Here is a 25,425-nt window from a genome sequence, read left to right on the forward strand (position 1 = left end):
GACCACCGTGGCTGAGGTGCGGATCGACGTCGCCGGGATGGCGGACGTCGTGCGAGGGCTCGAGGAGGGCATCGAGACGGTGCTGCGGGCGCGGGACCTCCTGCGCACGGAGCTCGACCGTCTGGGTCTCGACTCGTCGGGGACGTGGACGCTGGACGGGCCGGTGGCCTGGGCCCGCGGTGAGCTTCCCGGGGTGCGCCGCCGCCTGGCGCTCGCGCAGGCCCTCGAGGGGCAGGAGGCGTCCTGGCCGGCCGGGACCGTCATGCTCGACGAGGCGCTGGTCTCGACCACCGATCCCGAGCACGCGCAGAACGTGGCCCACCGGGTGGCTCATGCCCTGCGCGAGGTGGACGGGCCGCTCGACGAGGACCTCATCGACCTCCTGGAGTCGTACCGCGACGACCCGTACTTCGCCTCCGCGCTGGCCAGGAGCCTGACCGTGGGCGAGCTCGCCGAGGCCGTGAAGCAGCTGTCGTACGCACGCACCGGCACGTCCCAGGACGACGCCTGGTACGCGCGGACCGTGGTCGCGCTCGCGCGCACGATGGGCACCGCGACGCGCGCCACCGGCGACCTGGCGCTGCCGTCGGGCTACGCGCAGCAGTGGGTACGGCAGATCACCTCCGAGGTGAACCGAGCCGTGTACCCCGACGCGGTGGCGGCGCCGGACCACGCGAACGCCCTGGCGCTGCTGGTCACGTCCGGCCGGTGGGACTCCGACTTCCTCGTGGAGGTCACCGGTGCGGTGATCGACGACGAGCGGACACGGCCGGACGTGGAGGACATGTGGTTGTCACGCGGCAACCAGATGTCGAACCCGACCGACGGCCCCGGGGTGTACGACGCTGTCGGGCGCAAGGTGCGTGACCCGCTGTCCACGCTGCTGGCGGGCCTGGCGAAGGATCCCGGTGCGGCGCAGCGGGTGTTCGTGACCGGCGAGCAGGAGATGGTGCAGCTGGGCGACGGGAAGCTCCGTGTCTCCTCGCGGCTGAAGCACCTCGTCGAGAACCGCACCTGGGAGTTCGACCGTGTCCCCGGGCGCGCGTTCTCCCAGGTGCTGGAGGCAGCGACCATGACGCTGCGCGACCGGGAGAGCACCGGCCGCACGTCCGCCCATCTGACGACGCAGACGATCGCGCTCATCGGCGCGCACACCGGGCACGACGCCCGCGGCGAGGTCTTCCTCTGGCCGGCTGAACCGGGATGGCAGCTGCCGGAGAGCCTGCGCCCGACGGTCGCCACGATGCTGGCGACCTACGGCATGGACCTGTACGAGGCCGTCGCCGTGGAGGGCAGCGACCTGTCCGACGGTGCCGTCCTGGACCGCCGCGCGATGAACGACGGGACGTCCGACCTGCTCTACGGTCCGGGCCAGGCGTACGGGGCGGTGTTCGACCAGGACCTGCTGGCGCCTGTGCTGAAGACGCTCGGCGAGGACCGGGCACACGTCGACGTGGTGATGGCGGGGCTGGCCGTCGCGTCGAACCTGCGTCTGACGACCGCCCTGGACCAGACGTTGGCGATCCACCCCGAAGCGCCCGTCGACCTGATCACCGGCCGACGGGACATCCCCCGGATCTCCAACACCCTGCTGAGGTCGTCCGAAGCGCTGTCGTGGACGGTCCAGCAGGGCTACGCGGGCGCGCAGGACGACAAGGAGCTGCGCGAGGCGCGCCAGGCGGCGTTCGCCGACGCCCTCGGCCTCGCCTCAAGCCTTCCGATGATCCCGGACGTCAGCGACAACAAGAACGTGCAGTGGCTGTTCGACAAGGCGGTGGGCGAGGCGATCAGCGGAGCCGGGACGATCGACGCCTCCGAGCAGGTGAAGACGTACCAGGTGCTCGACAAGGAGGTTCCGCGAACCGCCGTCGAGAGCGTCCTGAACGCGTTGCTGCAGTCGGGCTACCTTGAGGAGCCAGCGTTCGCCGCGGCCAACGTGGATGCGAAAGCCCCGCTCTACACGGAACCACCGGACACCGCCAAGGTTGTCGGCGCGGACCCACCCCGCTTCGACACGTCGTCGGAGGACTACGGGGCGTGGGTCGCGAACCTTTCCAATGGGGCGTTGCTGCAGAACACGGTGATCGACCCCTACGGGTCGGCGTGGGGGAACATCACGTGACCAGTCACCAGCGGGCCGTCGTGGTCGCTGTCGCAGGGGCGCTCGCCCTGGCCGGGTGCACCGGGGGGCCGAGCCCCACGGACACCGCCTCACCCGGGCCCGTCTCGTCGGCCGCTGCCGCTGATGAGCCGGTGGTGTGCGGGGTCGCCGTCGGCGACGTCGAGCTCGCCACAGGCCTCTCGGTGGGACGGTCCGACGACCAGATCGTCGTCCGTGACGGCGCAGGCACCGGAAGGTGCGAGGCGTTCAGCGACGACGCTGACGGCGAGCTCGTGGTCGTGGAGATGTACGAGCTGGACGACGTCGAGGCGCAGCAGGTACGTGCAGCGATCGACGGCGACGAGCCGTCCGCGGTGCGGGTGCCGGACATACGGTTCGACCCCGACGTGGCCGACGGCGCCGCCTGGGGCGTCACCGCGACCCCCAACCAGAACCTCAAGCAGGCGCCCCACTCACGCGTCTTCTGGGGCGACACGATGATCTACGTCTACCTCACCCAGACCGCGTCATGGCGTGCAGGGGCGGACGACCTGCTGGCCATGACGTTCCAGGTGGCGCAGTCGTACGGGCTGGAGCGACCCGACCCGCTGGACTGACGCGGTGGCCCGGGGGCGGACCTACAACCGTCGTCGACGCCAGCGCGCCCTGGGCAGGCTCACCCCGGCCGAGTTCGAGCTCGTCTTCACCGCCCAGAACGCCTCTTGCGGCATGATCACCACTCACCTGGTGTCAACCGATCCTGCAGCAGACCCCTCCGGGGTTGGACCCTCCGGTCCTCGACACGACGTCCGAGTCGTACACGGCGTGGATCACCGTCCTTGCGACGGGGGCGCTGGTCGCGACCGGTACGGGTGGAACGACGTCTGCTCTGAGCGCGTGACTGCTCGCCTACCCCCCTCTGACGTGAAGGACGCGCGCTGTGAGCATCGATGATGAAAAGATCGTGGCGGACGAGACCGGCATCGACGGCCTGCTCGTGATCCGGATGAAGCAGGCAGGGGATGCGCGCGGGACGGTTCGCGAGTTCTTCCGGACCTCCATCTGGCAACAGGACGAGCTCCGGTCCCTGGTCGACGGTCCCTGGCTTCAGATCAACGTGACGGAGACCCGCCGAGGGGCGGTCCGCGGTCTGCACGCCGAGGCGATGAACAAGCTCGTCGGGGTCGTCTCGGGGCGAGCGATGGGGATCTACCTCGATACCCGGGAGGGGTCGCCGACGTACGGCGCGGTGCACACGTGCACCTTGGAGAAGGGCACACAGGTCTTCGTGCCGCGCGGTGTCGGCAACGGCTTCCAGTCGTTGTCCGACGAGACCCAGTACCTCTACTGCTTCGACGACGAGTGGCGGCCCGGGATGCCGGGCACGGCCTACACCCCGCTGAGCCCCGACCTGCGCATCGAGTGGACGATCCCCGTGGATCCGGACGACCCGGCGCAGATCTCGACGAAGGACCGCGACGCCCCGGTGTGGACCGCGCCGGAGCGCTGAGGACCGGCGCTCGTGTGGCGTGGCCCGGCGTGACCCGCCCCCGGCCACTCGATGCCGGCCGAGCATCGTGCGTCGGCGAACCGTGCACGCGGGTCGGACGCGGGGCGCGTCAGTCCTGTACCGGCATCGTGACGCACGGGGTGACCGGGCCGGTCGTGACTCCCACGTCGACCCACACGCGAAACCGCCCGTCTCGCTGCTGCCGTCGTCGTGGTGGGCGCTGCTGTCGTGCCCGATCCGGGCGCACACGCCCGAGAGGTCGGGCGCCGCGTTCAGCCCGAGGAGGACGAGGAACTCGTCGTCACGATGCCGACCTCCACGAGCGCCGCTCGAAGTCGAGGGACGTCCACGAAGCGGTGCGTGACGATCCCGAGGTCGGCCGCTGCGGTGAGGTTCCTGGGCGTGTCGTCGATGAAGAACACCTCGTTGGCGTCGACCCCCAGGGCCCCGAGAACGTGGTGGAAGACGGCAGGATCTGGCTTGGCACGGCCGATCTCGGCGGAGTTGAAGACCGTGCCGAAGGTGGGAGGGAGATCGAGCGCACGCAGCTCGGCGGGGATCGTGTCGGTGCCGTTGGTCAGGATCGCCGTCGTCAGGCCGAGCGACCGGAGCTCGGTCGCCAGCTGCACCACCTCGTCGTCGATGTGCGACGGGGCGGTGGCCCACGCGCCAGCTGCGACGTGGTTCTCGACGTGGTCGCCGATGCGTCTCACCCACTGTGCTCGGGTGATGCGGCCGGTGGTGACGTCGGTGAGGTGGGGTTCCGAGAACGCGAACGCGGCGATGGATCCCGGCGCGAGGAAGTGGGATGCCTCGATCTCGGCCACGGCATGCTCGTCGAAGTGCCGGATGACCCCGTCCAGATCGAACAGGACGACCTTGATCATGTGACAACCGTGTGGCCCATGCGAACAGTCTCCCCGGGGCCTCGCAGATGAGTCGTCGTTCCGGCGACGAGGTCCTGGCCGGGCGGCCTGCCGTGACGTCCAGGGTTCTGCGGACCGGGGGCCGACTCGTCCGATCACCCGTCCCGGCTCGCCTGCTGCTCGAGCAGTCGCGCCGCGTCGCGCCGGTACATCGCGGCGTGGTCGTGCAGGTCGGGCCGGTCGGCGGCGCGTGCGTGCTCGTCGGTCCAGTCCGCCAGGTCGTGCAGCCGGGTGACCATGGTCGTCAGGACGTCCCCGATCGGCGGAGCGGCGTCCTGCCCGTAGCTCGACAGCAGGTGCGCGAGGCGGTCCAGCGGGGTGGCGTCGTCCGGTGCCCGCATGTCCTCGCACCAGCCGCACAGCCGGTACGCGAGGTACGCGAGGTCCCACGCCCGAGGGCCGGGCGAGGCCATGTCGACGTCGATCAGCCCGATCAGGTCCGTCCCGTCGAAGACCATGTTGTACGGCGCGACGTCGTTCAGGCACACCACCTCGACGGGGTGGTGCGTCGGGGAGCGCCAGACGCGATCGCTGAGGTCGAACCCGACGGTCGCGTCGTGGACGGTGCGCAGCATCGCTCCGGCCTGCGCGCGGGTCTGCGCTGTCCACAGCCAGTCCGGGACGGGCCATCCGACGACCTCGCCGGGCATCCAGCTGAGGATCTCCCGACCGTCGTCGTCGAGGCCGAGCGGCGCCGGTACGCACGTGACGCCACGCTCCCGGACCCACGCGAGCAGTGCGTGCACGGCCGGCGTCCACGGGCCGGCCGTCCGCCGGACGGTGTCACCGACACGCACCACGGTGTTGACGTTGCCGCCGTCCAGCTCCTGCGCTGCGACGTCGCGCTGCTCCTCGAGGCCCATGACGCGATCGTCCCATTGCCGGGCGGGGACGTGCGAGTGAGACGGTTCGGGGATGGCGCCACGACCTGTGCACGATGAGCTGCTGCTCGGCGGTCGTTGGCTGCCCCTGACCAGGTCGATCATCTTCGTCGATCAGGAGGCCGAGGAGTTCGTCGAGACCTGGATGGCGTGGCGCGGGGCAGTCATCATGCGGGACACGGGATGCGTCCCTGTTGTGTCGCGGATCGGCGGGACGCTCGAGGACGCGCTGGCGGCGATGCTGCCGCTCGCGACGGCGGTGCCGAGCAAGTGCCTCGTCATGCCGACGGCCAACGGGTGGTCCGCGTTCGTCGAGAACGACTGGATGGGCACTGAGGTGCAGCTGACGCCCTGGGCGCTGGCTGCGAACGGCCTGCGCACCGTCGCCGTGAGCGAGGCCCCTCACACCTACAGCGCTCGGACCGACCGCGGGTGGTGGGGTGAGCGGAAGGTGACCGCCTACGTCCCCTCGCTCGAGCACCCGGACGAGCCCGACGGGGGGACCGTCGGCGTCCGGACGACCGAGTCCGGGCGGTGGGAGGTCGCGGTGCCCCCCACCCCGCTGCCGTTCCCCGACCCCACGGACCACACCGCGCGGCGCATCCGTGACCGGTTCACTCATGGGCACCTCCTCGAGGTCGCCGAGTGGTTCGGCTTGCGCCCGACGGACCCGGGCTTCTACACGCCGGGCGGCGAGGCATTCCTCATCGAGCGGACCGACCCGCGTGACCCGTCCTGGCACGAGCTCACGCTCGAGCAGGCGTACGGGATCGACCGCCCGGTCTTCCCGTGAGACGACGCCCGGGCGCGGCGTGCCTCACGCCGCGCCTCAGACCTCGTCGCGCCACGTGTGCTGCGGGTCGTACGCCAGCAGGCGACGGGCCTTGTCGATGGACAGGAGCGTCTCGCGGCCCTCGATCGGGCGGCTGACGGGGACGTCCGGGAAGTACTCGGCGACCAGCTCGGCCGACGGCCGCTCCAGCACCGTGTCGGGCGACGCGATGATGAACGCCTCGAATCCACGCAGGTCGCTCTCGAGCGCGAGCCGGACCGCGAGGGCGCCGTCGCGGGCGTCGATGTAGCCCCACAGGTTCCAGATCCGGCTGCGCGGATCGGCCGCGAAGCCCGGGAACGCGGCGTAGTCGGCGACGTCCATCACGTTGGAGAACCGCAGGCCGATCAGCTTGAGGTCCGGGTCCCACCGCGTGAAGTGCCGGGCCATCTCCTCCTCGACCGCCTTGCCGAGCGAGTAGGTGCTCTCCGGGCGGACGGCGTACTCCTCGTCGACCGGGACGTACGGCGGGGGAGTGTCGAAGGGCAGGCCGAGGACGGTCTCGCTGGAGGCCCAGACGACGTTCTTGATGCCTGCGCGGCGGGCGGCGCTGAAGACGTGGTGGGTGGCGACGACGTTGTTCGCGAACGTCGCACCGCTCGGGCGCAGGCCCGGCGCGGGGATGGCCGCGAGGTGGACCACCGCGTCGACGCCGTCGTACCGGTCGTCGATGCCGGTGAACGCCTCGGTCACCTGGCCGAGGTCCGTGAGGTCGACCCGGGTGAAGAGCGCCCTCTGGCCCTCCGGTGGGGGAGCGGTGTCGACGTTGACCACGTCGTACCCGTGCGTCGCCAGGTGCTCCACGACAGCGCGCCCGAGCTTCCCGCTCCCGCCGGTCACGACGACGCGGCTCATGCGTCGGTCCGGGCGTGCGACGGCGGCAGTGACGGCTCCGGGGCCGGCGACAGGGTGGGGGCGTGCGGCGTCATGCCGACATCTGATCACGGCCGGGCAGGGGACGTCCGGTCCCACGCGGACCGGTCGGGGCTGGCGAGATGTGCCGTATGGCGCTAATTTGGTATCTCACGAAATACGGAGGAATCCATGGCGGACGGCGTGTTCGCTGCGTTGTCGCACCCCACGCGGCGCGCGGTGCTGCGTGAGCTGGCCCGACGGGACTGGATGCTCGCCGGCGAGCTCGCCGACGTGCTCGACGTCCCCGGACCGACGCTGTCCGGGCACCTGCGCATCCTGCGCGAGGCGGACCTCGTGCTCGCCGAGCGCCGCGGGACCACGATCCGGTACAGCGCGAACGCGTCCGTCGTCGAGTCCGCGTTCGCCGCCTTCCTCCAGTCGCTCGGCGTCGGCCGCGCGGCACCACCCACCGAGTGAGCAGGGGGACCACATGCATCACGAGACGACCACGGCCGGCGCCCCGGACCGCACCTTCCCGACCCGAGGAGTCACCGTCGCGGCGGTGGGCCTGGTGGCCATGGCGGGTCTGTCGGCGTACGTCTGGGGCCGGCTGCCCTGGGTCCTGACGCTCGAGGGTGGCGGGCAGGACGGTGCCGACGCCCACGTCCCGAAGCTCGTGCTGGTCGCGCTGCTGCCGCTGGTGCTGCTCGGCATCGGCGGAGTCCTGCTGCTCGCCCAGCGTGCCCGCGTGCGCGTCGCCAAGGCGGCCTCCATCCCGCTGTGGCGCACCGCAGAGACGGACCGTCGCTCGGTCGACACCGCACTGTCCATCCTCACGCCCGTCGTCGTCGCCCTGCACGTGTTCTTCCTGAGCTTCGCGAGCGGCGACGAGCGCACGGGTCGTGTGGTCGTGGCGGCGGTCCTCGCGCTGGTCGCGATCGTGATCGGCAACGCCCTGCCCAAGGTGCCCGTGCCGGACGCCGCGGCGTCGCGCGCGATGCTCCTCGACGAGCGCCCGACGCTCGACCGTCTGCTCATGGCCGCGCGTCGCGGGCAGCGCCGCGCCGGGGCCGTCGTCGTCGTGCTCGGCCTGCTCGCGCTCGTGCTCGCGTTCGTCGACCCGACGGTGTCCCTGGGCGTCTCGGTGCTCGCCGTCGTGGCCATGGGGGTCGTCACCGGCGTCGTCGTGCTGCGCACCGCGATCCGCTCGACCCGCGCCTGACACAGCGGCCAGGCACGAGGCTCGTGGCGGACCCCGGCACCCCTCACCGCGTGAGCACCGCGCGCACCCGCTCCGTGTCCGTGACCGTCCACCCGTCGGGCGGCACCACGCCCACCCACCCGTCGAGGACCAGCCCGTCGTAGTTGTGCCCGTACCCGTCGGGCACCGACTTCGCGTTGAGCAGGTCGAACGTCAGCTGCCAGAACGTCACCACGGGGAACCACCGCATCGTCGGGCGGTCGGTGCCGACGGGTCGCTCGCGCAGCCGGTCGGGCGCGGACAGGACCACGTCGGGGCTCCACCACACGACCGGGTCGTCGGCGTGCTGCAGGTACAGGGCCCGCGGCGGCTCCCACGGCGTCGTCGGCGTGGTGATCTGCGCGGCGTCGCCGGCGAAGCGGACGAACAGACCGCTCGCGTAGACGGGTGCCACGGCGGGCGTCCCGGGATCCCGCCGCTCGACCAGGGCGTGCCAGACGGGGTTCGCGTCCGGGGGGCCCGCCCACAGCACCCCGTCGGTGCGCTCGCGGATGTCGGCCAGGGAGCTGTACGCCGTCTCGCTGCCGTACGAGCCGAGGCTCTCGCCGTAGGCGAGCAGCAGCGGGCGCTCGTCCGCGGGCATCCCGGCGAGGTGCTCCTCGACGGCCGCGGTCAGGGCACGCGACTCCTGGCCGGCCCGGGAGCGGTCGACGAGGAAGGACAGCCAGCTCGGCAGGTACGAGTACTGGGTGGCGACCGCCGCGGTGTCCCCGGCGTACATCAGCTCGAGCGGCGCGACCGCGGCCTCGTTGACCCACCCGCTCCCGGTCGTCGTCACCAGCAGCAGGACCTGCCGCTCGAACGCGCCGGTGCGCTCGAGCTCCTCGACCGCCAGCGCGGCGCGCTCACCAGCGGTGCCGGCGTTCTCGATGCCGACGTAGACGCGGACGGGCGTCGCCGGTGCGGCGTCCGGCACGGCAGTCTGCAGGTCGTCGGTGCTCGGGCCACCGGCGACGAAGCGGCGCCCCTCGCGGCCGAGGGACTCCCAGGCCACGAGCGATCCCGCCGCGCCGGAGCGCTCGGCCGCCGACGGGCGTTCCACACCCGGGTGGTCATCGGCGTTGCGTGCGGCGAACGCGGCGTCCGCCGCGCCGAGCGCGCGGTGCAGCAGCACGTCGTTGACGAGCACGACCCCGCCGAGGACGAGCACGGTCGCCACCACGGACGCCACCGCGTGGGGCCAGTGCAGCCGCCGCTCCAGGAGTGCGTCGACGCGGCGGCTCACCCACCACACCCCGCGCGCCGCCAGGACGAGCACGACGGCGATGAGCACGAGGAGCGGCCCGGCCCGCAGCCAGTCGAGGGTCGAGGGCGGCGGCATGCCGACGGCCGCCGTCATCGCCCTCTGCCAACCGGCACCCACGACGAGCATGGCGACCACGGCGGCGGCGGAGAGCGCGACGACGGCCGGCAGCTGCCGGGACGCGAGTGCCGTCGGGACCCGTCCGCGCGTCGTGGCCACGAGCCGGCGCCATGCGGGCACGAGCCGCAGGACCCGGGCGAGCGCCACGCCGACCCCGTACCCCAGCGCGCCGGAGATCCCCGACACGAGCCCCTGGTAGAGCCAGTCGCGCGGCAGCAGGGACGGCGTCATCGCGACCACGGCGAAGAGCGTCCCCATCGCGAGCCCCGCCGGGTGCGGCGGTCGGAGACGTCGCCGGGGGCGCCGCGACGGGTCCGTGCCGGCCTGGCGCGGGCCGCCTGTCGGGGAGGCCCGTGGCGCCGCCGGGACGGACCGGGACGGGGGAGTGGTCACGCCCGGACGCTGCGCCATGCGCGCCTCCCCCGGGGCGGTGACGTCACGTCCCGGACGGGGCCGCGCACGCCGTCACCCGAGCATCGCACCGGCCCGGACGGCCCGCCAGCAGCGCGTCGGCCGCCGTCGGCCGTGCAGGGCTCCCGTCAGCCGTGCTCGGCGGTGTACAGGCGCGCGTTCGTCAACGCCTCGTCGAGCTCTGCGCGCATCGCGGTGAGCTCCCCCGTGGCCACCGGACGCAGGGCGCCCGAGGGCGGACGAGTCCGTCGCTGCGCACCACTTCACCGTGCGCCGCGCGCGGCGCGCGTCCTGCGGCCCACGAGGCCGAGCGCACCGAGCGCGAGCAGCACGCCGAGCATTCCGAGCGCGAGCGCTCGCAGCGTCAGCGCCCACGGCCAGGACGGGCCCTCGAGCGACAGTCCGTCGAGGGGGTACTCGAGGACCTTCGCCGTCCACCGTGCGGTGGCCACGTCGGTCGTCCGTGCCAGGTCCTGCAGCACGGCGTCGTACGCGAAGCCGGGCCGCTCGTGGGGGTGCACGGCGTCGATCCCGGGGACGGTGCGGTGCTCGGTCGTGCCCGGGACGACGAGTCGGTCGAGCCCGGCGACCGACGCGGTGCGCGGCACGAACGTCAGCCCGTGGCGCGACGTCACCGGCCCGTCGCCCACGGCGACCGTGTCCGCGGCCAGCGACTGCGCGTACGTGTCGAACACCGAGGCGACCTCGACCTCGCCGACCCCGTCGGTGATCTGGACGCCGATGCGCGGACGGTCCCAGCCGAAGCCGGTGCGGAACGCGACGACGGCGTCGGAGGGTGCGAGCCGCGCCCGCGCCATCCGCGGCGGGCCGCTCGACGCCTCGTACGGCCAGCCGATCGCCCGTGCGGCGCGCACCGCGGCGTCCGCTCCGACCAGCCGCTGCACGACGTGCAGGGTGCCGTCGATCCCCGACAGGACGCCGGCCGTGCTGATGACCGCACCGTCGTCCACGTACCGGGTCCCGGCGACCCAGTCGACGCCGGGGTAGGTGCCGGCCCACTCGTCGAGGCGCAGCCAGTGCGCCGTGGCGCGGTGGCCGTCGAGCAGTCCGGCCGAGGCGACCACGGCGGCTCCGTTGCAGACGCTGAGGATGATCGAGCCCTCGTCCGCCTGGGTGGTGAGCCATGCCGTGACGGGCTTCGTCGTAGGGCGGCCGACGTCGGGCATCGCGGGCACGACCACGAGGTCCGCCGGACCACCCAGGAGGTTCTCGAGCCCGGCGAACGTGAGGTCCGGGACGAGGTCGAGCCCGCCGGTGAGTGGCACCGGGTGGCTCGCGGGCGCCACGGTGTAGACGTTGAACGCACCCGTGCCGGCGAGGATCTCGTACGGGGCCAGGACGTCGGACGCGACGGCGCCCGCGTCCCCGACCACGACGGCCACGGTCGGTCTGGTCGGGTCGTACGCGACCGGCGCCGGGGTCGGGGACACGGCGTCGGTCCGCGGGGCGTTGAGGCCGGTGACGGCGTGGACGACCGTCGGGGCGCCCAGCGCCGCCGGGAGCGCCAGCGCTGCGAGCACGAGCAGGACGACCTTGAGGAACGCGCGCACCGGGCTCACCACCCGTACTCGTGACGGCGCCGCAGCATCACGGCGAGCATCGCGGCCAGCATCAGCACGTGCCCGGCCGTCATCAGCTGCATGGCGGTCACGGTCCCGGCCAGGCTGAACGGCAGCAGCAGCAGGAGAGGCAGGTACATCGCGGCGGCCATCTCGGCGACGGAGGCCGCCCCGTGCCCCCGGACCCGCATCCACACCGCCATGCCGATCGACATGTTCGTCGCCATCACCAGCGTCTGCGCGGTGGTGCTCTCGCGCAGGCCCGGCCAGGCGAACGACCAGACGGGCTCCAGCAGGACCATGCCCGCCACCATCGCGGCCACCATCTCCACCGCGTGCCGCGTGAACCGCCGCGCCGGGTGGCGGGCGATGCCGTGCTCTTCGTGGTTCATCTCGACTCCTCGTGGATCCGACGTGCGGACACACGACAGCCTCGGCCGACCGCACGGCCGCGTCAGGTGCCGATCGTCATGCCGCGGGTCACCCTCCGGGAGTGACCCCGGCGACCGGCGACGGTCAGAGGATGCCGAGGTCCCGGGCCCGCAGGGCCGCCTGCGTGCGGTCGCGCACCTCGAGCTTGGACAGCACGCTGCTGACGAGGTTCTTCACGGTCCCCTCGGCGAGGTACAGGGCGCCGGCGATCTCACGGTTGCTGCGCCCGTCGGCCAGCAGCCGCACCAGCGCGACCTCCCGCTCGGAGAGCGGGTGCGTCGACGGCTCCGCGTCCGCGGGGATCCGCACCACCCGCGCGACGACCTGCGCCACCACCGACGGCTGCAGCACGGTCTCCCCGCGAGCGGCTGCGACGAGCGCCTCGACGAGACGTGCCGCGCTCACGTCCTTGAGGAGGTAGCCGACCGCACCGGCCCGCAGCGCGGCGAGGACGTCCTCGTCGTCGTCGAACGTCGTCAGCGCGATCACCCGCACGTCGGGCTGCTCGGTGCGCAGCCGGGCCGTGGCGGCGATGCCGTCGAGCACCGGCATCCGCAGGTCCATGAGGACCACGTCGGGTCGCGCCGCGGCGCTCGCGCGGACGGCCTCCTCGCCGTCCGCCGCCTCACCGACGACCTGGATCCCCGGCTGCACCTCCAGCAGGGTCGTGAGCGCCTCACGGAAGAGGGCCTGGTCGTCGGCCAGCAGCACGCGGATCGTCACCCGGGCACCTCGACGACGAGGGTCGTGACGCCCTCGGTCGGGGTCGAGCCCAGGGACAGGCGCCCCCCGACGTTGGCCATGCGCTCGCGGAGCCCGGCGAGCCCGAAACCGTCGGCCGGCTCCTCCGCGAGGCCGCGTCCGTCGTCGCGCACCTCGAGCCGGACGTGGTCCTCGTCGCGGAAGTCCAGCACGACCGCGGTGCGCGTGGCGGCCGCGTGCTTCCTGACGTTCGTCAGACCCTCCTGGGCCGCGCGGAAGAGGGACTCGTCCACGTCGGCGCGCAGCGGACGGGCCGTGCCCCGGACGTCCAGCTCGGTCAGGACGCCGGCCTCCGTCGCCTCGGCGGCGAGCGTCCGCAAGGCGTCCGCGAGGACGGGACGGTGCTCGCGCAGCGCCGCCACCGACCGCCGGACCTCGGCGAGGGCACGCCCCGACTGGTCCTGCGCCTGCGCCAGCATGGCGTCGAGGCGGTCGGGGTCTGCGGTGGGGATGACGGCGCGCGCCGCCTCGAGCAGCATGCGCACGACCGTCAGGTGGTGGCCGACACCGTCGTGGATGTCGCGCGCCAGGCGGTTGCGTTCCTGGGTGGTGGCCAGCTGCTCGGCCTGCGCGGCGTACCCGCGCAACCGCTCGTGCGCGGCCGCCAGCTCGACCCTGGCCCGCTGCTCCCGCACCAGCAGCTCGGTCACGACCACCGTGAACGTGCTGACCGCCAGGGTGCTCAGGGCCTCGCCGAGCACGCGCGGCCACTGCATGCCGAGGTGGACGAGCGGGACGACGACGGCCACGCCGATCGCCGCCGGCAGCGGCAGCAGCAGGACCGACTGCGCGACCAGGACCACCAGGAGCAGCACGGCGCCCACCGCGGCACCGGACAGGGAGAAGACCGCGAAGCCGAGCACCAGCTGCACGCCGACGTACCCGGCCGCCCACCCGACAGGACGCCCCTCGACGAAGCGGAATCCCACGATCGCGAGCGCGGAGTACGCGAGACCCACCAGCAGCGTGGGCGCGAGCTCCGCGGAGCTCGCGGACCCGAGCGGCAGCGTCAGGTAGGCGACCACGGTGAGAACGGCGAGCGCCCGGTTCACCCGATTCACTGTGCAGGAGGAGGTGTCGCCGGTCAATGACGCGACGCTGGGTGTCAGGCAGGCCCGGTCAGACGGCGACCCGCGCCACCAGCGCCGTGAGCGTGGCCTCGGCCTCGGGCGTGAGCCTGCTGACCGCGAACGACGTCGGCCAGGCGCCGGCGTCGTCGTCGAGGTCCGCTTCGGTGGTGAACCCGAACGTCGAGTAGCGCTCCTTGTCGACGTCGCCGCTGCGGAAGAAGCACACGACCTTGCCGTTGCGCGCGTAGGCCGGCTGCCCGTACCAGAGCTTGGGTGCCAGGTCGGGGGCCGTCGTCGTGACGATCGCGTGGATGCGCTCGGCGACGGGGCGGTCCGCGTCGCTCATGTCCTGGATCTTGGCGAGGACGTCGAGCTCGTCGGCGGCCTTCTTGTTGCCGCGCCCGCGGGTCTTCTCCTTCCTCAGCTCCGCCGCCCGCTCCTTGATGGCGGCGCGCTCCTGCGCGGTGAAGCCCTCGGCCGTGCCGTCGGTGGTGGTCATGTCGTCCCGCTCCCGTCCTCGTCCGGTTCGTGGTGCTTCCACCGTAGGGACGACGGGGTGCGGGCACTTCTCGATTGCTGACCGGATCGCGTGGTGGGGTTGTGATCCGGCGGCGCGACCAGGTGCTCCGCGGAGGACTGCACGTGGTCCGCTGCGTCGTCCCTGGTCGGCAGCGCCCAGGGGTCCCCGGCGAACGGGCGTCCGGCAGCCCGTCGAACCGGCCGTGCCGTCGCCGATCTCCGGGGAGCTGACCGCGTCAGGACGGTTCCGGCGGCCTGCTGACCCGGACCTCGTCGAGGCTCACCGTGGTGCCGGTACGCAGCGTGCCGTGCACCTCGGCGATCGCGTCGACGTGGGCGACGAGCTCGCGCACCTGCTCCTCGGGGGCCGGCGAGACGACCGAGACGCGATACGACACGTCCCGCGCACGCGCACCGGGAGCGTCGAACCACCCCGCGACCTCGACGTCCACCGCGACCACGGGGAGGGACCGGGCGGCGGCCTCGCGGTAGACGTCGTTGGTGGCGCACGTCGCGAGGGCCAGGAAGAGGAGCTCGCCGCCGCTGACGGCCGAACCCGGCGCGCCGCTGCGCGCGGGGAGGTCGAGCGCCCGGCCCTGTCCACCGGCGGTGACGGTGACCTGGTGGGTGCCGGGCGTGCTGCGGATCGAGGCGGTGTACTCCACGTCGTCCGCCCTCCTGCCTCGTGGACCGGTCCGGTCCGTCGAGTCTCGTGCGTGCGCTACCGCCCGTCCAGAGCCGCCCGCCGACCTGTACGGACAAACCCGTGGACGTGCGTCGTCGACCGGTGCCACGGTCGACGTGTGGCAGACGAGCAGCAGATCTGGGACGCCGACACCGCACGGCGCTACGACACCCCCGGCACCGGCATGTTCGCGCCCGAGGTGCTCGGGCCGACGGTCGACAGGCTCGTCGCGCTCGCGGACGGCGGTGCCGCGCTCGAGCTGGCGATCGGCACCGGCCGGGTCGCCGTGCCGCTGGCCGGGCGAGGGGTGCCCGTGACGGGCATCGAGCTGTCGCAGCCGATGGTCGACGTGCTCCGCACGAAGGTCGACGAGGCGACGATCCCGGTGGTGATGGGCGACATGACGACGGTCCGGGCGCCGGGCCGGTTCTCGCTCGTCTACCTCGTGTTCAACACCATCTCCAACCTGCTCACGCAGGCCGAGCAGGTCGAGTGCTTCCGCAACGCCGCACGCCACCTGGCACCCGGTGGGCGGTTCGTCATCGAGCTGTGGGTGCCGCAGCTGCGGGTGCTCCCGCCCGGCGTGGGGGCGACGGTGTGGCACGAGGAGCCCGGGTACCTGGGTATCGACACGTACGACGTGCTCGAGCAGCGTCTGGTGTCCCACCACGTCCGGTTCGGTGAGGGCAGCGACGCGCAGCTGTTCCGCAGCCCTCACCGGTACGTGTGGCCCGCGGAGCTCGACCTCATGGGTCAGCTCGCCGGGTTCGGGCTGGAGAGCCGGCACGCGGACTGGAGCGGAGCCGCGTTCACCGCCGGGTCGACGTCGCACGTGTCGGTGTACCGGCTCCTCGACGAGGAGCGCACGCCGTCGCGCACCGGTCCGCTGCCCTGACGGGCACGTCGGGGTGCGGGCGTGGCGCGCAGATCCGTGCGACGGCGCGGGGGAGGGCCCGTGGCACGCTCGGGGCGGTCGCCCGCCCGGTACCGTCGGCCGGTGGTCCACGACGAGGTCCCGCTGCCGCCCGTGCCCGAGCCGCCACCGTTCGAGCGCGGCGCACCCGTCGTGCTGCGCAGCGACCGACCTGCAGGCCCGGCACGTCCGCGGGGTCGGCGCCCGGCTGCTGCAGCACGCGCGGGACGCGGGCTGGCCGTTCGACGCCGACTGGGACGCGTGGCTGCCCGACCCGCGGTGGGCGGCCGTTGCCGTGCCGGAGGGGTGGGAGCGTCTGGTCCGCGACGACTAGATCACCGGTACCGCACGCTCCCACCTCCAGGGGGTCAGACGGTCGCCAGCGACGACCAGACCTCGTTGGGGCTGTTGGTGCAGGCGCCCCAGGTGAGCGTGACCGTGCGGAAGTCCTCGATGCAGCCGATGCCCCAGTCGAGCTGGTGGATGCGGCCGTCGCTCGTCTGTCCCCAGCGCACCAGCAGGCCGCTGTCGCAGGCGGTGACGAAGATCCCGGAGGTGCTGCCGGTGGCCAGGCACCTGCCGTCCGGGGTGCGGATCGTCTGGTCCGACGCCGAGTAGACCCAGCGCTGGGTGGCGGAGCCGTTGCACCTCGTGGTGAACGCCGCCACCGGACGCTCGGGGTGCTCCCGGCGGTCGACGCACAGTCCGGTGTCCTTGTTGCGCAGCTCACCGCCGGGAGCCGCGGCCTGCGCCGGCTGTGCCGCGCCGAGCAGGCTCAGGGCCAGCAGGGCGGATGCCGCCAGGGTCGAGATGATCTTCCGCGCCATCGTCGGGCTCCTTCTCGCGAGCTGAGTTCGGACGGTCGCGCCGGCGCCTGACGACGTCGGCGGTGACGTCGATCTCTGGAGGTAGTGGAACTTTGCACTACCCAGTGTGCTCGTCGAGACTCAGGGCCCTTTGAGAATCGGCCCCTGCCCCGCCGGTCAGTCAGGCGATCTCCCACCGATCCGGCGGCTGCGCGCGCAGGAGCATGCTCGGGGCCTCACGCCCGTGTCGACGTCGAGGACGTCACCCGGAACCCCTCAGAGCCAGCCGTTGCGGCGGAACAACCGGTGGAGCCCGACGCACACCGCAGCGATGACCCCCAGCACGAGGAAGTACCCGTACCGCCACCGCAGCTCGGGGATGAACTCGAAGTTCATGCCGTACACACCGGCGATCGCCGTGGGGACCAGGGCGATGGCCGCCCACGCGGAGATCTTGCGCATGTCGCCGTTCTGGCGCAGCGCGACCTCGCTCTGCGCCACCGTCACGCGGGCGGTGTTGGCCTGCAGCACGTCGCCGAGCTGGCGCTCGACCGCCTCCACCGCGTCCGCGGCCCGCAGCAGGTGGTCCTGCACGTCGCGGAAGTAGGGGGCGGACGTCGGCGGCACGTGGGGGACGTCGCCGTCGACGAGCCGCTGCAGCGGACGGCCGAGTGGCAGCACCGCCCGGCGCACCTCCGCCGCCTCCTGCTTGAGCTTGTAGATGCGCTCCGCGTGGTTGACCTGCCCCGGCCCGAACACGCGCGCCTCGATGTCGTCCACGTCCACGTCGATCTCGCCCAGCGCCGACTCGTAGCCGTCGACGACGAGGTCCGCCGCCCGGTAGAGCACGCCGGCCGGCCCGAATCCGGCCGCGGGGCCCTCGCCGCGGTCCAGCTCCTCGCGCACGCGCCGCAGCACGTCACCCTGCCCGTGCCGCACGGTGACGACGAAGTGCTGACCGAGGAACAGCGCGATCTCCCCGACGTCCACGACCTCGTTGTGGTCGACGTAGCGCACGGGCTTGAGCACGACGAACACCACGTCGCCGTACACCTCGAGCTTCGGGCGCTGGTGGGCCTTGACCGCGTCCTCGACCGCGAGCGCCGGCAGCCCGAACTCGCCCGCCACCGCCGCGACGTCCGCGACCGTCGGCCCCTCGAGCCCCAGCCAGACGAAGCCGCCGCTCTCGCGCGCCACGTCGCCGGCGCGCCCCAGCGGCAGGCGGCCCGGTGCGCGCCGGCCGTCGACGTAGAGCCCGCAGTCGACGACGACGCGGTCCGCGTCCACCACGCCTTCGGCGTTGTCCGCGCCACCGTCCACGTCCACGTGCGGCTCCTCTCGTCGCCGTGACCGTACCTGCAGGGCAGGGACTGCGGGCGGACGTCGCGCCGTCGAGCACGTCGTCAGGTACGGACCTCGTGCCGCACCGGCCGTAGGGCGCCGGGCGCGTCGACCGCGTCGGGGAACTCGCACGTGAACGTGCCGCGGTAGCCGAACAGGAACCCCAGCAGCCGGTTGCGGACCTCGAGGTCGACGTGGAACTGCTGCTCGTCGTCGTCGAACCACTCGTGGAGGCGGGCCTCACCGCTGAGCAGCATCGGGAAGCGGAAGCCGACCGGCCCTTCGTAGAACCGTTGCCCGTGGGTCGTCAGGTGCAGCGACCCGTCGTCGAGGACACGCAGGTCGAGGTCGACGGCGAGGTGCTGGTGCGTCCCGAGGTAGTCGATGACCCGGCCCTCGTGCAGGACCATCGTGGCGTCGAACCGCCGGGTGCGGCCGCGCACGCGGTACTCCCGCACGAACGTGACGGTCTCCCTGCCGAAGGGGTCGCGGTACGGGAAGTTGGAGATGGTGAACGGCACGTCGTGCCCGACGTCGGGGACCAGGATGTTGCGCACGGCCCCGAGCTGCAGGAACGGCAGCGTCCACCACGGCCCGCGCCGGATCTCCTGCATGACGCCGCGGCCCACGCACGCGTACCCCGCGTCGAGGCCGACGCCGAACCGCCGCTGCAGCATCGGGTGCAGGCGCGCGAAGTCCGCGCCGAGGGCCTGGGCGAACACGGACGTCACGGTGCCTCCAGCTGGTCGAGCGTCGTGGGGGCGTCGTCCATGACGGACGGGCCCGGAGGGGTGGGGGCGCCGGTCGGCGCCGTCCTGCTCGGCGCAACCCGGTCGGTGGGTCCCCGGCGGGGCGCTCGCAGGCAGCGACCCGCGCGCGGACGGTCCGGGCGCCACACCGCCAGCACGGACCACAGCGGCCAGCGCTCGGGCTCGACGCCGTCCTCGGCCCACAGGCGCAGCCGGTCGAAGCTCCAGGCGGTCAGCCACCCGACGAGCGGTCGCACGACGAGGCGGTCCAGCGCCCTGCCCCACCCGGGCTCGTAGTCGTAGCCGGTCACGAAGGTCACGCCGTCGGCGGTCGGGACGTAGCGCCAGTAGCCCCGCCCGTCGCCCAGCGGCGAGAGACGGTCCGGGGTGGTGAACCGCAGCGCGGACGTGCACGTGCCGTCGGGGCGGTGCCGCTCGCCCAGGCTCGTACCCGTCCCCGCGAGCGTGTGGAAGGGCACGCGCAGCTCGTAGCGGAACCGGTAGCCGCCGGTCGCCAGGGCCTCGACCGGGGTGATGCGGCTGAACCGCCCGTCCCACCGCGGGTGCTGCTGCGTGTCCTGCGTGAGTTCCCACACCCGGTCGAGGCTCGCGCGGATGTGCGTCTCGACGTAGATCGGGGTGGGCACGCTCCCACTATGTCCCGACACGTCCGGCGGGACAATCCCGACGTCCGAGGCGTGGCGGCGGGGCGAACCCGGCGGCCTGCGGCCCACAGCCTCACGCCCGGGGGAAGGTCACCCCCGTGAGCTCCTCGGACACCGTCCACAGGCGCTCCTGGACCGCCTCGTCGTGGGACTCCGGGCTGGAGGCGACGAGCGTCGGGTGGCCGCTGATCTGCCGCCGCCCGTCCGGGCCGTAGTACTGGCCGCCTTCGACGTGCGGGTCGGTGGCGGCGCGCAGGGTGGGCAGCGCGCCCATCGCGGCGTTCTGGAGGAAGGGACCGGCGATGCGGTCGACGAGCAGCCGCATCGCCACGGGGGCGCTGCGCAGCAGCTCGGTCCGGGACACCCCGGGGTGGGCGGCGACCGCCACGGTGGTGCCGTGCGACGCGAGCCGGCGCTGCAGGGCGTACGTGAACATGAGGTTGGCGAGCTTCGACTGCCCGTAAGCGCCGACGCGGCTGTACGACCGCTCCCACTGCAGGTCGTCGAAGTGGATGGCGGCGCGCAGGCGGTGGGCGGTGCTGGCGACCGTCACGACGCGCGAGCCGGGGGTGGGCAGCAGCCGGTCGAGCAGCAGGCCGGTGAGGGCGAAGTGGCCGAGGTGGTTGGTGCCCAGCTGCAGCTCGAAGCCGTCGGCGGTGGTCTGCCGCGGGGTGTACATGACGCCGGCGTTGTTGATCAGCAGGTCGAGGCGCGGGTGCGCGGCGCGCAGGTCGGCCGCGGCCGAGCGGACCGAGGCGAGTGACGTGAGGTCGAGCGCCTGGACGCTGACGTCGCCCGTCATGCGGGCGGCCGCCTGCTTGCCCTTCTCGACGTCCCGGACGGCCAGGACGACCGTCGCCCCGCGCTGCGCGAGCACGCGGGCCGTCTCGTAGCCCAGGCCGGAGGTGGCGCCGGTCACGACGGCCACGCGGCCGCTCTGGTCGGGGACGTGCTCGTCGGTCCAGCGCTCGTTCATGGGAGGCTCCTCAATGTACCGCCGGTCTCTTATGCCGAACGTAAGTGACCGCCGGTCTGCTAGTCAAGAGACCGGTGGTCCGCAAGCTAGGCTCGGACCGTGACGTTCCAGCGTGCGCGAAGCGAGGAGCAGCGGCAGATCCGGCGCCGCGCGATCCTCGACACCGCCGCGGCGATGCTCGACGAGATGCCCGTGGCGGACGTGAGCCTCAACGAGCTCAGCCGGCGCGTGGGCCTGGCCAAGTCCAACGTCCTGCGGTACTTCGACTCCCGCGAGGCGGTCCTGCTCGAGCTCCTGGACGACTTCCTGGCGGACTGGCTGCGCGACCTGGAGCAGGAGCTCGCCGCGGGCATCGACGCCGACGCGGCACCGCAGGACCGCGCGCGACGGCTCGCCGAGGTCATCAGCGCGTCGCTGGCGGCACGGCCCGTGCTGTGCGACCTCTTCGGCGCCCAGGGCGGGGTCCTCGAGCACAACGTCTCGGTGGAGGTGGTGACGCGGCACAAGCGTGCGTCGCTCGCGCTGCTCGACACCATGGCCGGGATCGTCCGGCGCCACCTGCCCGAGATCGGCGACGCCCGCCTGTTCAGCCTCACGTGCCTCGTCATGGCGGGCGCCGTGTCGTCGTACGTCCCGCCGCCGCCGAGCGTCCTCGCCGCCTACGCCGCCGACCCGGCCCTTGCCGTGCTCCACCTCGACCTGCGCGAGGCGCTCGAGGTCGCCCTCACCTCCGCGCTCCTGGGCGTGCTGCCGCGCGACTGACCCGGCCGGTAGTCTCCGCGAGCCGCCCGGTGCGGCGGCACGACGTCGTGGCGGAGGAGACCGTGGAGTTCACCGAGTACGACACGCGCCTGGCGGCCTACGCGGTCGTCAGCGACGGCGAGCACATCCTGCTCACCTGGTTCAACGGGTCCACGCCGAGCTGGACCCTGCCCGGCGGCGGCGTCGAGTTCCACGAGTCCGTCGAGGAGGCGGTGGTGCGCGAGGTGCGCGAGGAGACGGGCTACGAGGTCGAGCTCGACGCACCGTTGACGACCCACTCGTTCACCCGACCGGCCGGCGACGGCCGACGTCCGTTCAAGTCCGTGCGCGTGCTGTTCGGCGCCCGGGTGGTGGGCGGCGAGCTCGGGACGACCGAGGTCGGGGGGACGACCGACTTCGCCGCGTGGGTGCCGCTCGACGAGGTCCCGCTGGACGCTCCCACGCCCGAGATCGTGCGCCTCGCCGTCGAGCACGTCAGGACGTGGCCAGGTCCGCCTGGATCATGCGGATGACGGTCGCGAGGACGCCGGACGCCAGCAGCCCCGACCCGAGCGGTCCCGCCGTGTCCTCACCGAGCAGGGGAAGACGCCGCAGCGCCACCCGGGTGTCCGCGCTCATGCGGTGCACCTGTTCGCGGACCTCTACGTCGAGCGCGTCCGGGCGATCCGGGAGCGCGAGGCCGGCGGCCTTCGCGGCGTAGGCCGCGGCCCCCAGGGCGTGCGCACCCATGTGGGCGACGCCCGAGGCCTGCGCCGCCGCCCGGGCCGCGGCGACGGCCGCGGGCGAGCTGACGGCGTTCGCGGCGCGGCCGGCGACGAAGCGCCGGCGGATCTCGTCGGCGGCGCGCAGCTCACCGCGGCTGAACGCCCGGGCGCGTGCGATCGCGTCGCGCGGGCGGTCGTCGTCCGGTGCCTCCGCCTCGAAGAGCGGCAGGACGCGCTCCGCGCAGTCCGCCGCCCACCCGGCGACCGTGCGCCGGGTCCGCCTCGCTCAGTGCCTGGGGAGAGACCACGTCCCGACACTAGACACCCTCGACGCGGCACGGCGACGGCCGCCGGTCACGTGGACCGACGGCCGCCGTCGACTCCGGGGAGCGCCCCGGGCCGTCCACTCAGGAGCAGGCTGCCCCGTTGACGGTGAACCCGGTGGGTGCGGCGTTGGTGCCGCTGTACGAGCCGTTGAACCCGATGCTCGTCGACCCGCCCGCGGCGAGCGACCCGTTCCAGGCGGCGTTGGTCGCGGTGACCGTCGCGCCCGTCTGGCTCCACGTCGCGCTCCAGCCCTGGGTGACCTTCTGGTCGCCCGGGAACGTGAAGCCGAGCTGCCACGACGACCACGCGGTCGAGCCCGTGTTGGTCACCGTGACCGCGGCCGTGAAGCCCGAGCCCCACGAGCTGGCCGTGTAGGTGACCGTGCAGGCTGCAGTGGTCGGCGGCGGCGTCGGCGTCGGGCTGATGCGGGGCGACGTGTCGACCGTGACAGGCGCGGAGACACCGGAGAGCTGACCGGCGGAGTCCCGGGCGCGCACGACGAACGTGTACACGCCGTCCGCCGCGAGCCCGTCGATGGTGACGGACGGGGTGGTCGACGTGGCGACGACCGTCTGTGCGGCACCCTCGACCTGGAGCACGTCGTACCCGGCGACGCGGACGTCGTCGGTCGACGCGGCCCACACGAGCGTCATCCCGGTCGCCGTCACGTTGAACGCGGCGGGCGTGCCCGGCGTCGACGGCGGGGCGTCCACGGGGGTCCCGCCGCCCGTGGTGCGGACGGTCAGGGGTGCCGACGTCGACGCCAGACCGGCGCCGTTGCGGGCGCGGACCGTGAACGTGTACGCCGTGTCGGCCGTCAGCCCGGAGACGGTCGCGCTCGTCGTGGTCGACGTCGCGAGCACCGCCCCTGCGGCGTCGAGCACGTCGTAGCCCGCGACCCCGCTCTCCGCGTCGGTCGACGCGGCCCACGTCAGCGTCACCGACGTGTCCGCGACGGCGCTCGCGACCGGGGTGCCGGGGGTGCTGGGTGCGGTGGTGTCGGCGGGTGCCTGCCCACCCGCCTGCTCGGCCGCCCACGCGGTGAGCCACGCGAGCGCCGAGTTCCAGTTGATCGCCACCTCGTTGACGGAGTACGCCTCGATGTCGTCGACGAAGCACTTCTGCGCGGCGCAGCCGGCGAGCTCGGCAGCGGCGACAGGGTCCTGCAGCTCGCTGTTGGGGCCGCCGGAGAACGACCCGGGCGGGGCGATCGGCAGGGACGCGTCGTTCTGGTTCGCCCAGAACCGGTGGTGCACGTTGCGCACGGCCTTCTCGCCGTAGCCCGCGACGTACGACTGGTTGAGCGGGTTGCGGCCCTGGAAGTAGTCGAGCGCGCCGTACACGGCGGTCCGGTACTTCGCCTGGCCCGTGAAGTCGTACGCCAGCGCGAGCGCGTTCGCGTTGTTGGCGACCTGCCCGTTCGAGCCCCAGTAGTACACGGAGCCGGCGTTGTTCGGCGCCGGGTAGGCCTGGTTCGCCAGCCGTGAGAGCGCGGCGTCCGCGAACGACACGATCGCGGAGCGCGTCGCGGCGACGTCCGCCGCGGGCAGGCCGGTCGGCACCAGGGCGAGCGTCGTGTCGCCCAGGCCGCCCGTCCAGCCCCAGTCGTAGCCGCGCTGCGCGAAGCTCACGCCTTTGTAGAAGGACGAGCCGGTGACGTCGGCGCGGTAGGACGACTCACCCGTCGTCGCGTACAGCTCGGCGGCCGCCCAGTAGAACTCGTCGGTCACGGACGTGTCCCCGTAGGCGCCGCCGCCGGTGCCGTCGGTGGCCGACGCGATCCGGTTGGGGTTCGCCTTCGCCGCCGCGTACGCGGTGCGTGCGGCGCTGAGCGCCTTCGCGGCGAACGTCGCGTCGTACGGCTCCCACAGGCGCGCGGCCTGGGCGGCGACGGCCGCCATGTTGAGGGTCGCGGCCGTGCTGACCGGCGCGAGGATGCGCCGCTGGGCGTCCTGCGACGGGATCGTCGGGATCCCCGTCCAGTTCTCGTCGTGCATCTTGTGGTGCACCATGCCGGCGTCGGTGCGGCCGGTCGGCACCTGCATCCGCAGCAGGAAGTCGACCTCCCACCGCGCCTCGTCGAGCACGTCCGGCACGCCGTTCGCGCGTTCGGGGATCGCGAGGGTGCCGTCGCCCAGCGCCGCGCGGTCCGCGCCGTCGACGTGCAGCGTCCGCTCGTACGCGTTCTGCAGCTGCCACGTCGCGATGCCGCCGTTGACGACGTACTTGCCCTGGTCACCCGCGTCGTACCAGCCGCCGCGCACGTCCAGGCTGTACCCGCACGACTGCCGGCACGGCACGCTGGTGTCGCCCTGGTTGGGTGCGACACCCAGGTGGCCGGCCGCGCGCGCGTACGTGCTGCCGACGTACTGCGCCTCGATCGCGATGCCCGAGCGCTGGTGGTAGAAGAACGCGAGCGCGTCGTACCGCAGCTTCTTCAGGGGGTCGGCGGAGATGTCGAACGGCAGGCTGCTCGAGCCGCCCGCGGACAGGACGTACCCCGTGCCCGGGGTGTCGTACGACGAGAAGTCGATGAGGTGCGTGCGGTCGCCGGACAGGGCGTCGGCACCCTTGACCGTCGACGTCCCCTCGGCCACCGTGCGGCCTGCGGCGTCCCGCAGCGTCCAGGCGACCGGCGCCGTCGACGTGCTCACGAGCGTCGCGACCTTGGCGACGCCGGGCACGTACGCGACCTGGTTGACCTTGACCGGCGTGCCCGGGTCGGGGGCGGCCACGGCCGCGGGCGCGGTGCCGCCCACGACGGTCAGGGCGGCGACGACGGCGACGGTGCGCGCGGCGGTGGCCGCGAGACCGGAGAGCCGGCCACCGCGTCGGGCGCGCTCGCGGGTGATCGGTGGCATGGCAGTCCTCGGGGTGGGGGCCGGCGATGTGCGGGCGGCGCCCGGCCGCGCGGCCCCGACGCTGGGGCACGGTGCAGGAGCGCTTCCGTCACGGTAGGTCGGCCGGCCTGCGGGTCCGAGGGTCGCGTCGTCG

General features: G+C 73.2%; 26 protein-coding genes. 9 read left to right on the forward strand and 17 right to left on the reverse strand.

Annotated elements, in window-relative coordinates; translation table 11 throughout:
- Positions 1-7 precede the first annotated feature (7 nt).
- From J1G43_RS01675 to J1G43_RS01685, 3 genes are all read left to right on the forward strand, one after another.
- Entirely contained in the window at positions 8-2,122 is a 2,115-nt protein-coding gene (locus tag J1G43_RS01675; RefSeq protein ID WP_207377821.1) for a DUF6571 family protein, read from the forward strand.
- Positions 2,119-2,718 (forward strand): hypothetical protein, encoded by a 600-nt coding sequence (locus J1G43_RS01680; RefSeq protein ID WP_207339992.1) that lies wholly within the window; start codon positions 2,119-2,121, stop codon positions 2,716-2,718. The genes J1G43_RS01675 and J1G43_RS01680 overlap by 4 nt, the downstream gene beginning before the upstream one ends.
- A gap of 323 nt (positions 2,719-3,041) precedes the next feature.
- Positions 3,042-3,611, forward strand: a complete 570-nt coding sequence (locus J1G43_RS01685) for a dTDP-4-dehydrorhamnose 3,5-epimerase (protein WP_307859442.1) — start codon at positions 3,042-3,044, stop codon at positions 3,609-3,611.
- Between the two features lie 272 nt (positions 3,612-3,883).
- Here J1G43_RS01685 and J1G43_RS01690 read toward each other — a convergent pair whose 3' ends face one another.
- The gene (locus J1G43_RS01690; protein ID WP_207369735.1) at positions 3,884-4,498 is read right to left on the reverse strand and encodes an HAD family phosphatase; all 615 of its coding nucleotides are present in this window, start codon (positions 4,496-4,498) and stop codon (positions 3,884-3,886) included.
- Positions 4,499-4,632: 134 nt separating this feature from the next.
- The gene (locus J1G43_RS01695) at positions 4,633-5,400 is read right to left on the reverse strand and encodes a phosphotransferase (RefSeq protein WP_207369736.1); all 768 of its coding nucleotides are present in this window, start codon (positions 5,398-5,400) and stop codon (positions 4,633-4,635) included.
- 52 nt (positions 5,401-5,452) lie between these two features.
- Between J1G43_RS01695 and J1G43_RS01700 the strand changes: the two genes are divergently transcribed.
- On the forward strand, positions 5,453-6,211 hold the full coding sequence (locus J1G43_RS01700) for a hypothetical protein (RefSeq protein WP_207339989.1): 759 nt from the start codon (positions 5,453-5,455) through the stop codon (positions 6,209-6,211).
- A gap of 36 nt (positions 6,212-6,247) precedes the next feature.
- On the opposite strand, the gene J1G43_RS01705 is transcribed toward J1G43_RS01700, so the two are convergent.
- Complete coding sequence (locus J1G43_RS01705) at positions 6,248-7,105, reverse strand: NAD(P)-dependent oxidoreductase (protein ID WP_207369737.1); 858 nt, start codon at positions 7,103-7,105, stop codon at positions 6,248-6,250.
- Positions 7,106-7,294: 189 nt separating this feature from the next.
- Between J1G43_RS01705 and J1G43_RS01710 the strand changes: the two genes are divergently transcribed.
- Both J1G43_RS01710 and J1G43_RS01715 read left to right on the forward strand, forming a co-directional pair.
- A complete protein-coding gene (locus J1G43_RS01710) occupies positions 7,295-7,582 on the forward strand; it encodes a metalloregulator ArsR/SmtB family transcription factor (protein WP_207339987.1) in 288 nt (95 codons plus the stop codon).
- A gap of 13 nt (positions 7,583-7,595) precedes the next feature.
- Entirely contained in the window at positions 7,596-8,327 is a 732-nt protein-coding gene (locus tag J1G43_RS01715; protein ID WP_207369738.1) for a hypothetical protein, read from the forward strand.
- 43 nt (positions 8,328-8,370) lie between these two features.
- On the opposite strand, the gene J1G43_RS01720 is transcribed toward J1G43_RS01715, so the two are convergent.
- From J1G43_RS01720 to J1G43_RS19320, 7 genes are all read right to left on the reverse strand, one after another.
- Positions 8,371-9,987: an alpha/beta hydrolase gene (locus J1G43_RS01720; protein ID WP_207369739.1), complete on the reverse strand. Its 1,617-nt coding sequence runs from the start codon at positions 9,985-9,987 to the stop codon at positions 8,371-8,373.
- A 416-nt stretch (positions 9,988-10,403) separates the two neighbouring features.
- Positions 10,404-11,720 (reverse strand): DJ-1/PfpI family protein, encoded by a 1,317-nt coding sequence (locus J1G43_RS01725; protein WP_207377822.1) that lies wholly within the window; start codon positions 11,718-11,720, stop codon positions 10,404-10,406.
- The gene (locus J1G43_RS01730; protein ID WP_207369741.1) at positions 11,717-12,112 is read right to left on the reverse strand and encodes a hypothetical protein; all 396 of its coding nucleotides are present in this window, start codon (positions 12,110-12,112) and stop codon (positions 11,717-11,719) included. Before J1G43_RS01730 ends, J1G43_RS01725 begins: the two co-directional genes overlap by 4 nt.
- A 124-nt stretch (positions 12,113-12,236) precedes the next feature.
- Positions 12,237-12,875, reverse strand: coding sequence for a response regulator transcription factor (locus J1G43_RS01735; RefSeq protein WP_207339982.1), 639 nt, complete (start codon positions 12,873-12,875; stop codon positions 12,237-12,239).
- On the reverse strand, positions 12,872-13,966 hold the full coding sequence (locus tag J1G43_RS01740; protein ID WP_307859443.1) for a sensor histidine kinase: 1,095 nt from the start codon (positions 13,964-13,966) through the stop codon (positions 12,872-12,874). Before J1G43_RS01740 ends, J1G43_RS01735 begins: the two co-directional genes overlap by 4 nt.
- 67 nt (positions 13,967-14,033) lie before the next feature.
- Positions 14,034-14,483: a DUF1801 domain-containing protein gene (locus J1G43_RS01745; RefSeq protein ID WP_207339981.1), complete on the reverse strand. Its 450-nt coding sequence runs from the start codon at positions 14,481-14,483 to the stop codon at positions 14,034-14,036.
- A gap of 256 nt (positions 14,484-14,739) precedes the next feature.
- Positions 14,740-15,168, reverse strand: coding sequence for an OsmC family protein (locus J1G43_RS19320; RefSeq protein ID WP_207377823.1), 429 nt, complete (start codon positions 15,166-15,168; stop codon positions 14,740-14,742).
- A gap of 138 nt (positions 15,169-15,306) precedes the next feature.
- Between J1G43_RS19320 and J1G43_RS01755 the strand changes: the two genes are divergently transcribed.
- Positions 15,307-16,083, forward strand: coding sequence for a bifunctional 2-polyprenyl-6-hydroxyphenol methylase/3-demethylubiquinol 3-O-methyltransferase UbiG (locus tag J1G43_RS01755; protein ID WP_207377824.1), 777 nt, complete (start codon positions 15,307-15,309; stop codon positions 16,081-16,083).
- A gap of 386 nt (positions 16,084-16,469) precedes the next feature.
- On the opposite strand, the gene J1G43_RS01760 is transcribed toward J1G43_RS01755, so the two are convergent.
- The 5 genes from J1G43_RS01760 to J1G43_RS01780 form a co-directional block, all read right to left on the reverse strand.
- A complete protein-coding gene (locus J1G43_RS01760) occupies positions 16,470-16,928 on the reverse strand; it encodes a ricin-type beta-trefoil lectin domain protein (protein ID WP_207369746.1) in 459 nt (152 codons plus the stop codon).
- A 255-nt stretch (positions 16,929-17,183) separates the two neighbouring features.
- Entirely contained in the window at positions 17,184-18,233 is a 1,050-nt protein-coding gene (locus tag J1G43_RS01765; RefSeq protein ID WP_307859444.1) for a magnesium and cobalt transport protein CorA, read from the reverse strand.
- Between the two features lie 77 nt (positions 18,234-18,310).
- Positions 18,311-18,979, reverse strand: coding sequence for a DUF4166 domain-containing protein (locus tag J1G43_RS01770; RefSeq protein ID WP_249670666.1), 669 nt, complete (start codon positions 18,977-18,979; stop codon positions 18,311-18,313).
- Positions 18,976-19,644: an SRPBCC family protein gene (locus J1G43_RS01775; RefSeq protein ID WP_207377825.1), complete on the reverse strand. Its 669-nt coding sequence runs from the start codon at positions 19,642-19,644 to the stop codon at positions 18,976-18,978. The genes J1G43_RS01770 and J1G43_RS01775 overlap by 4 nt, the downstream gene beginning before the upstream one ends.
- Before the next feature lie 91 nt (positions 19,645-19,735).
- Positions 19,736-20,638 (reverse strand): SDR family NAD(P)-dependent oxidoreductase, encoded by a 903-nt coding sequence (locus J1G43_RS01780; RefSeq protein WP_207377826.1) that lies wholly within the window; start codon positions 20,636-20,638, stop codon positions 19,736-19,738.
- 99 nt (positions 20,639-20,737) lie between these two features.
- Here J1G43_RS01780 and J1G43_RS01785 point away from each other — a divergent pair, with 99 nt between their 5' ends.
- The gene (locus tag J1G43_RS01785) at positions 20,738-21,400 is read left to right on the forward strand and encodes a TetR family transcriptional regulator (RefSeq protein WP_207377827.1); all 663 of its coding nucleotides are present in this window, start codon (positions 20,738-20,740) and stop codon (positions 21,398-21,400) included.
- 29 nt (positions 21,401-21,429) lie between these two features.
- Complete coding sequence (locus tag J1G43_RS01790; protein WP_307859445.1) at positions 21,430-21,912, forward strand: NUDIX hydrolase; 483 nt, start codon at positions 21,430-21,432, stop codon at positions 21,910-21,912.
- Here J1G43_RS01790 and J1G43_RS19760 read toward each other — a convergent pair.
- Positions 21,875-22,333: a putative immunity protein gene (locus tag J1G43_RS19760; RefSeq protein WP_374191790.1), complete on the reverse strand. Its 459-nt coding sequence runs from the start codon at positions 22,331-22,333 to the stop codon at positions 21,875-21,877. The two genes, J1G43_RS01790 and J1G43_RS19760, sit on opposite strands and share 38 nt — an antisense overlap.
- A gap of 178 nt (positions 22,334-22,511) precedes the next feature.
- Positions 22,512-25,292, reverse strand: coding sequence for a glycoside hydrolase family 9 protein (locus J1G43_RS01800; protein ID WP_207377828.1), 2,781 nt, complete (start codon positions 25,290-25,292; stop codon positions 22,512-22,514).
- Positions 25,293-25,425: the final 133 nt, after the last annotated feature.

It is taken from the genome of Cellulomonas sp. zg-ZUI22, assembly GCF_017353535.1.
In the GTDB taxonomy this organism is placed as follows: domain Bacteria; phylum Actinomycetota; class Actinomycetes; order Actinomycetales; family Cellulomonadaceae; genus Cellulomonas; species Cellulomonas wangleii.

Excerpts from the sequence above, each read along its gene's own strand:
- J1G43_RS01715 (WP_207369738.1), top strand. The coding sequence starts at position 7,596 with ATGCATCACGAGACGACCACGGCCGGCGCCCCGGACCGCACCTTCCCG.
- J1G43_RS01690 (WP_207369735.1), bottom strand. The coding sequence starts at position 4,498 with ATGATCAAGGTCGTCCTGTTCGATCTGGACGGGGTCATCCGGCACTTC.
- J1G43_RS01705 (WP_207369737.1), bottom strand. The coding sequence starts at position 7,105 with ATGAGCCGCGTCGTCGTGACCGGCGGGAGCGGGAAGCTCGGGCGCGCT.
- J1G43_RS01695 (WP_207369736.1), bottom strand. The coding sequence starts at position 5,400 with ATGGGCCTCGAGGAGCAGCGCGACGTCGCAGCGCAGGAGCTGGACGGC.
- J1G43_RS01730 (WP_207369741.1), bottom strand. The coding sequence starts at position 12,112 with ATGAACCACGAAGAGCACGGCATCGCCCGCCACCCGGCGCGGCGGTTC.
- J1G43_RS01780 (WP_207377826.1), bottom strand. The coding sequence starts at position 20,638 with ATGAACGAGCGCTGGACCGACGAGCACGTCCCCGACCAGAGCGGCCGC.
- J1G43_RS01710 (WP_207339987.1), top strand. The coding sequence starts at position 7,295 with ATGGCGGACGGCGTGTTCGCTGCGTTGTCGCACCCCACGCGGCGCGCG.
- J1G43_RS01800 (WP_207377828.1), bottom strand. The coding sequence starts at position 25,292 with ATGCCACCGATCACCCGCGAGCGCGCCCGACGCGGTGGCCGGCTCTCC.
- J1G43_RS01720 (WP_207369739.1), bottom strand. The coding sequence starts at position 9,987 with ATGGGGACGCTCTTCGCCGTGGTCGCGATGACGCCGTCCCTGCTGCCG.
- J1G43_RS01760 (WP_207369746.1), bottom strand. The coding sequence starts at position 16,928 with ATGGCGCGGAAGATCATCTCGACCCTGGCGGCATCCGCCCTGCTGGCC.
- J1G43_RS01745 (WP_207339981.1), bottom strand. The coding sequence starts at position 14,483 with ATGACCACCACCGACGGCACGGCCGAGGGCTTCACCGCGCAGGAGCGC.
- J1G43_RS01700 (WP_207339989.1), top strand. The coding sequence starts at position 5,453 with ATGGCGCCACGACCTGTGCACGATGAGCTGCTGCTCGGCGGTCGTTGG.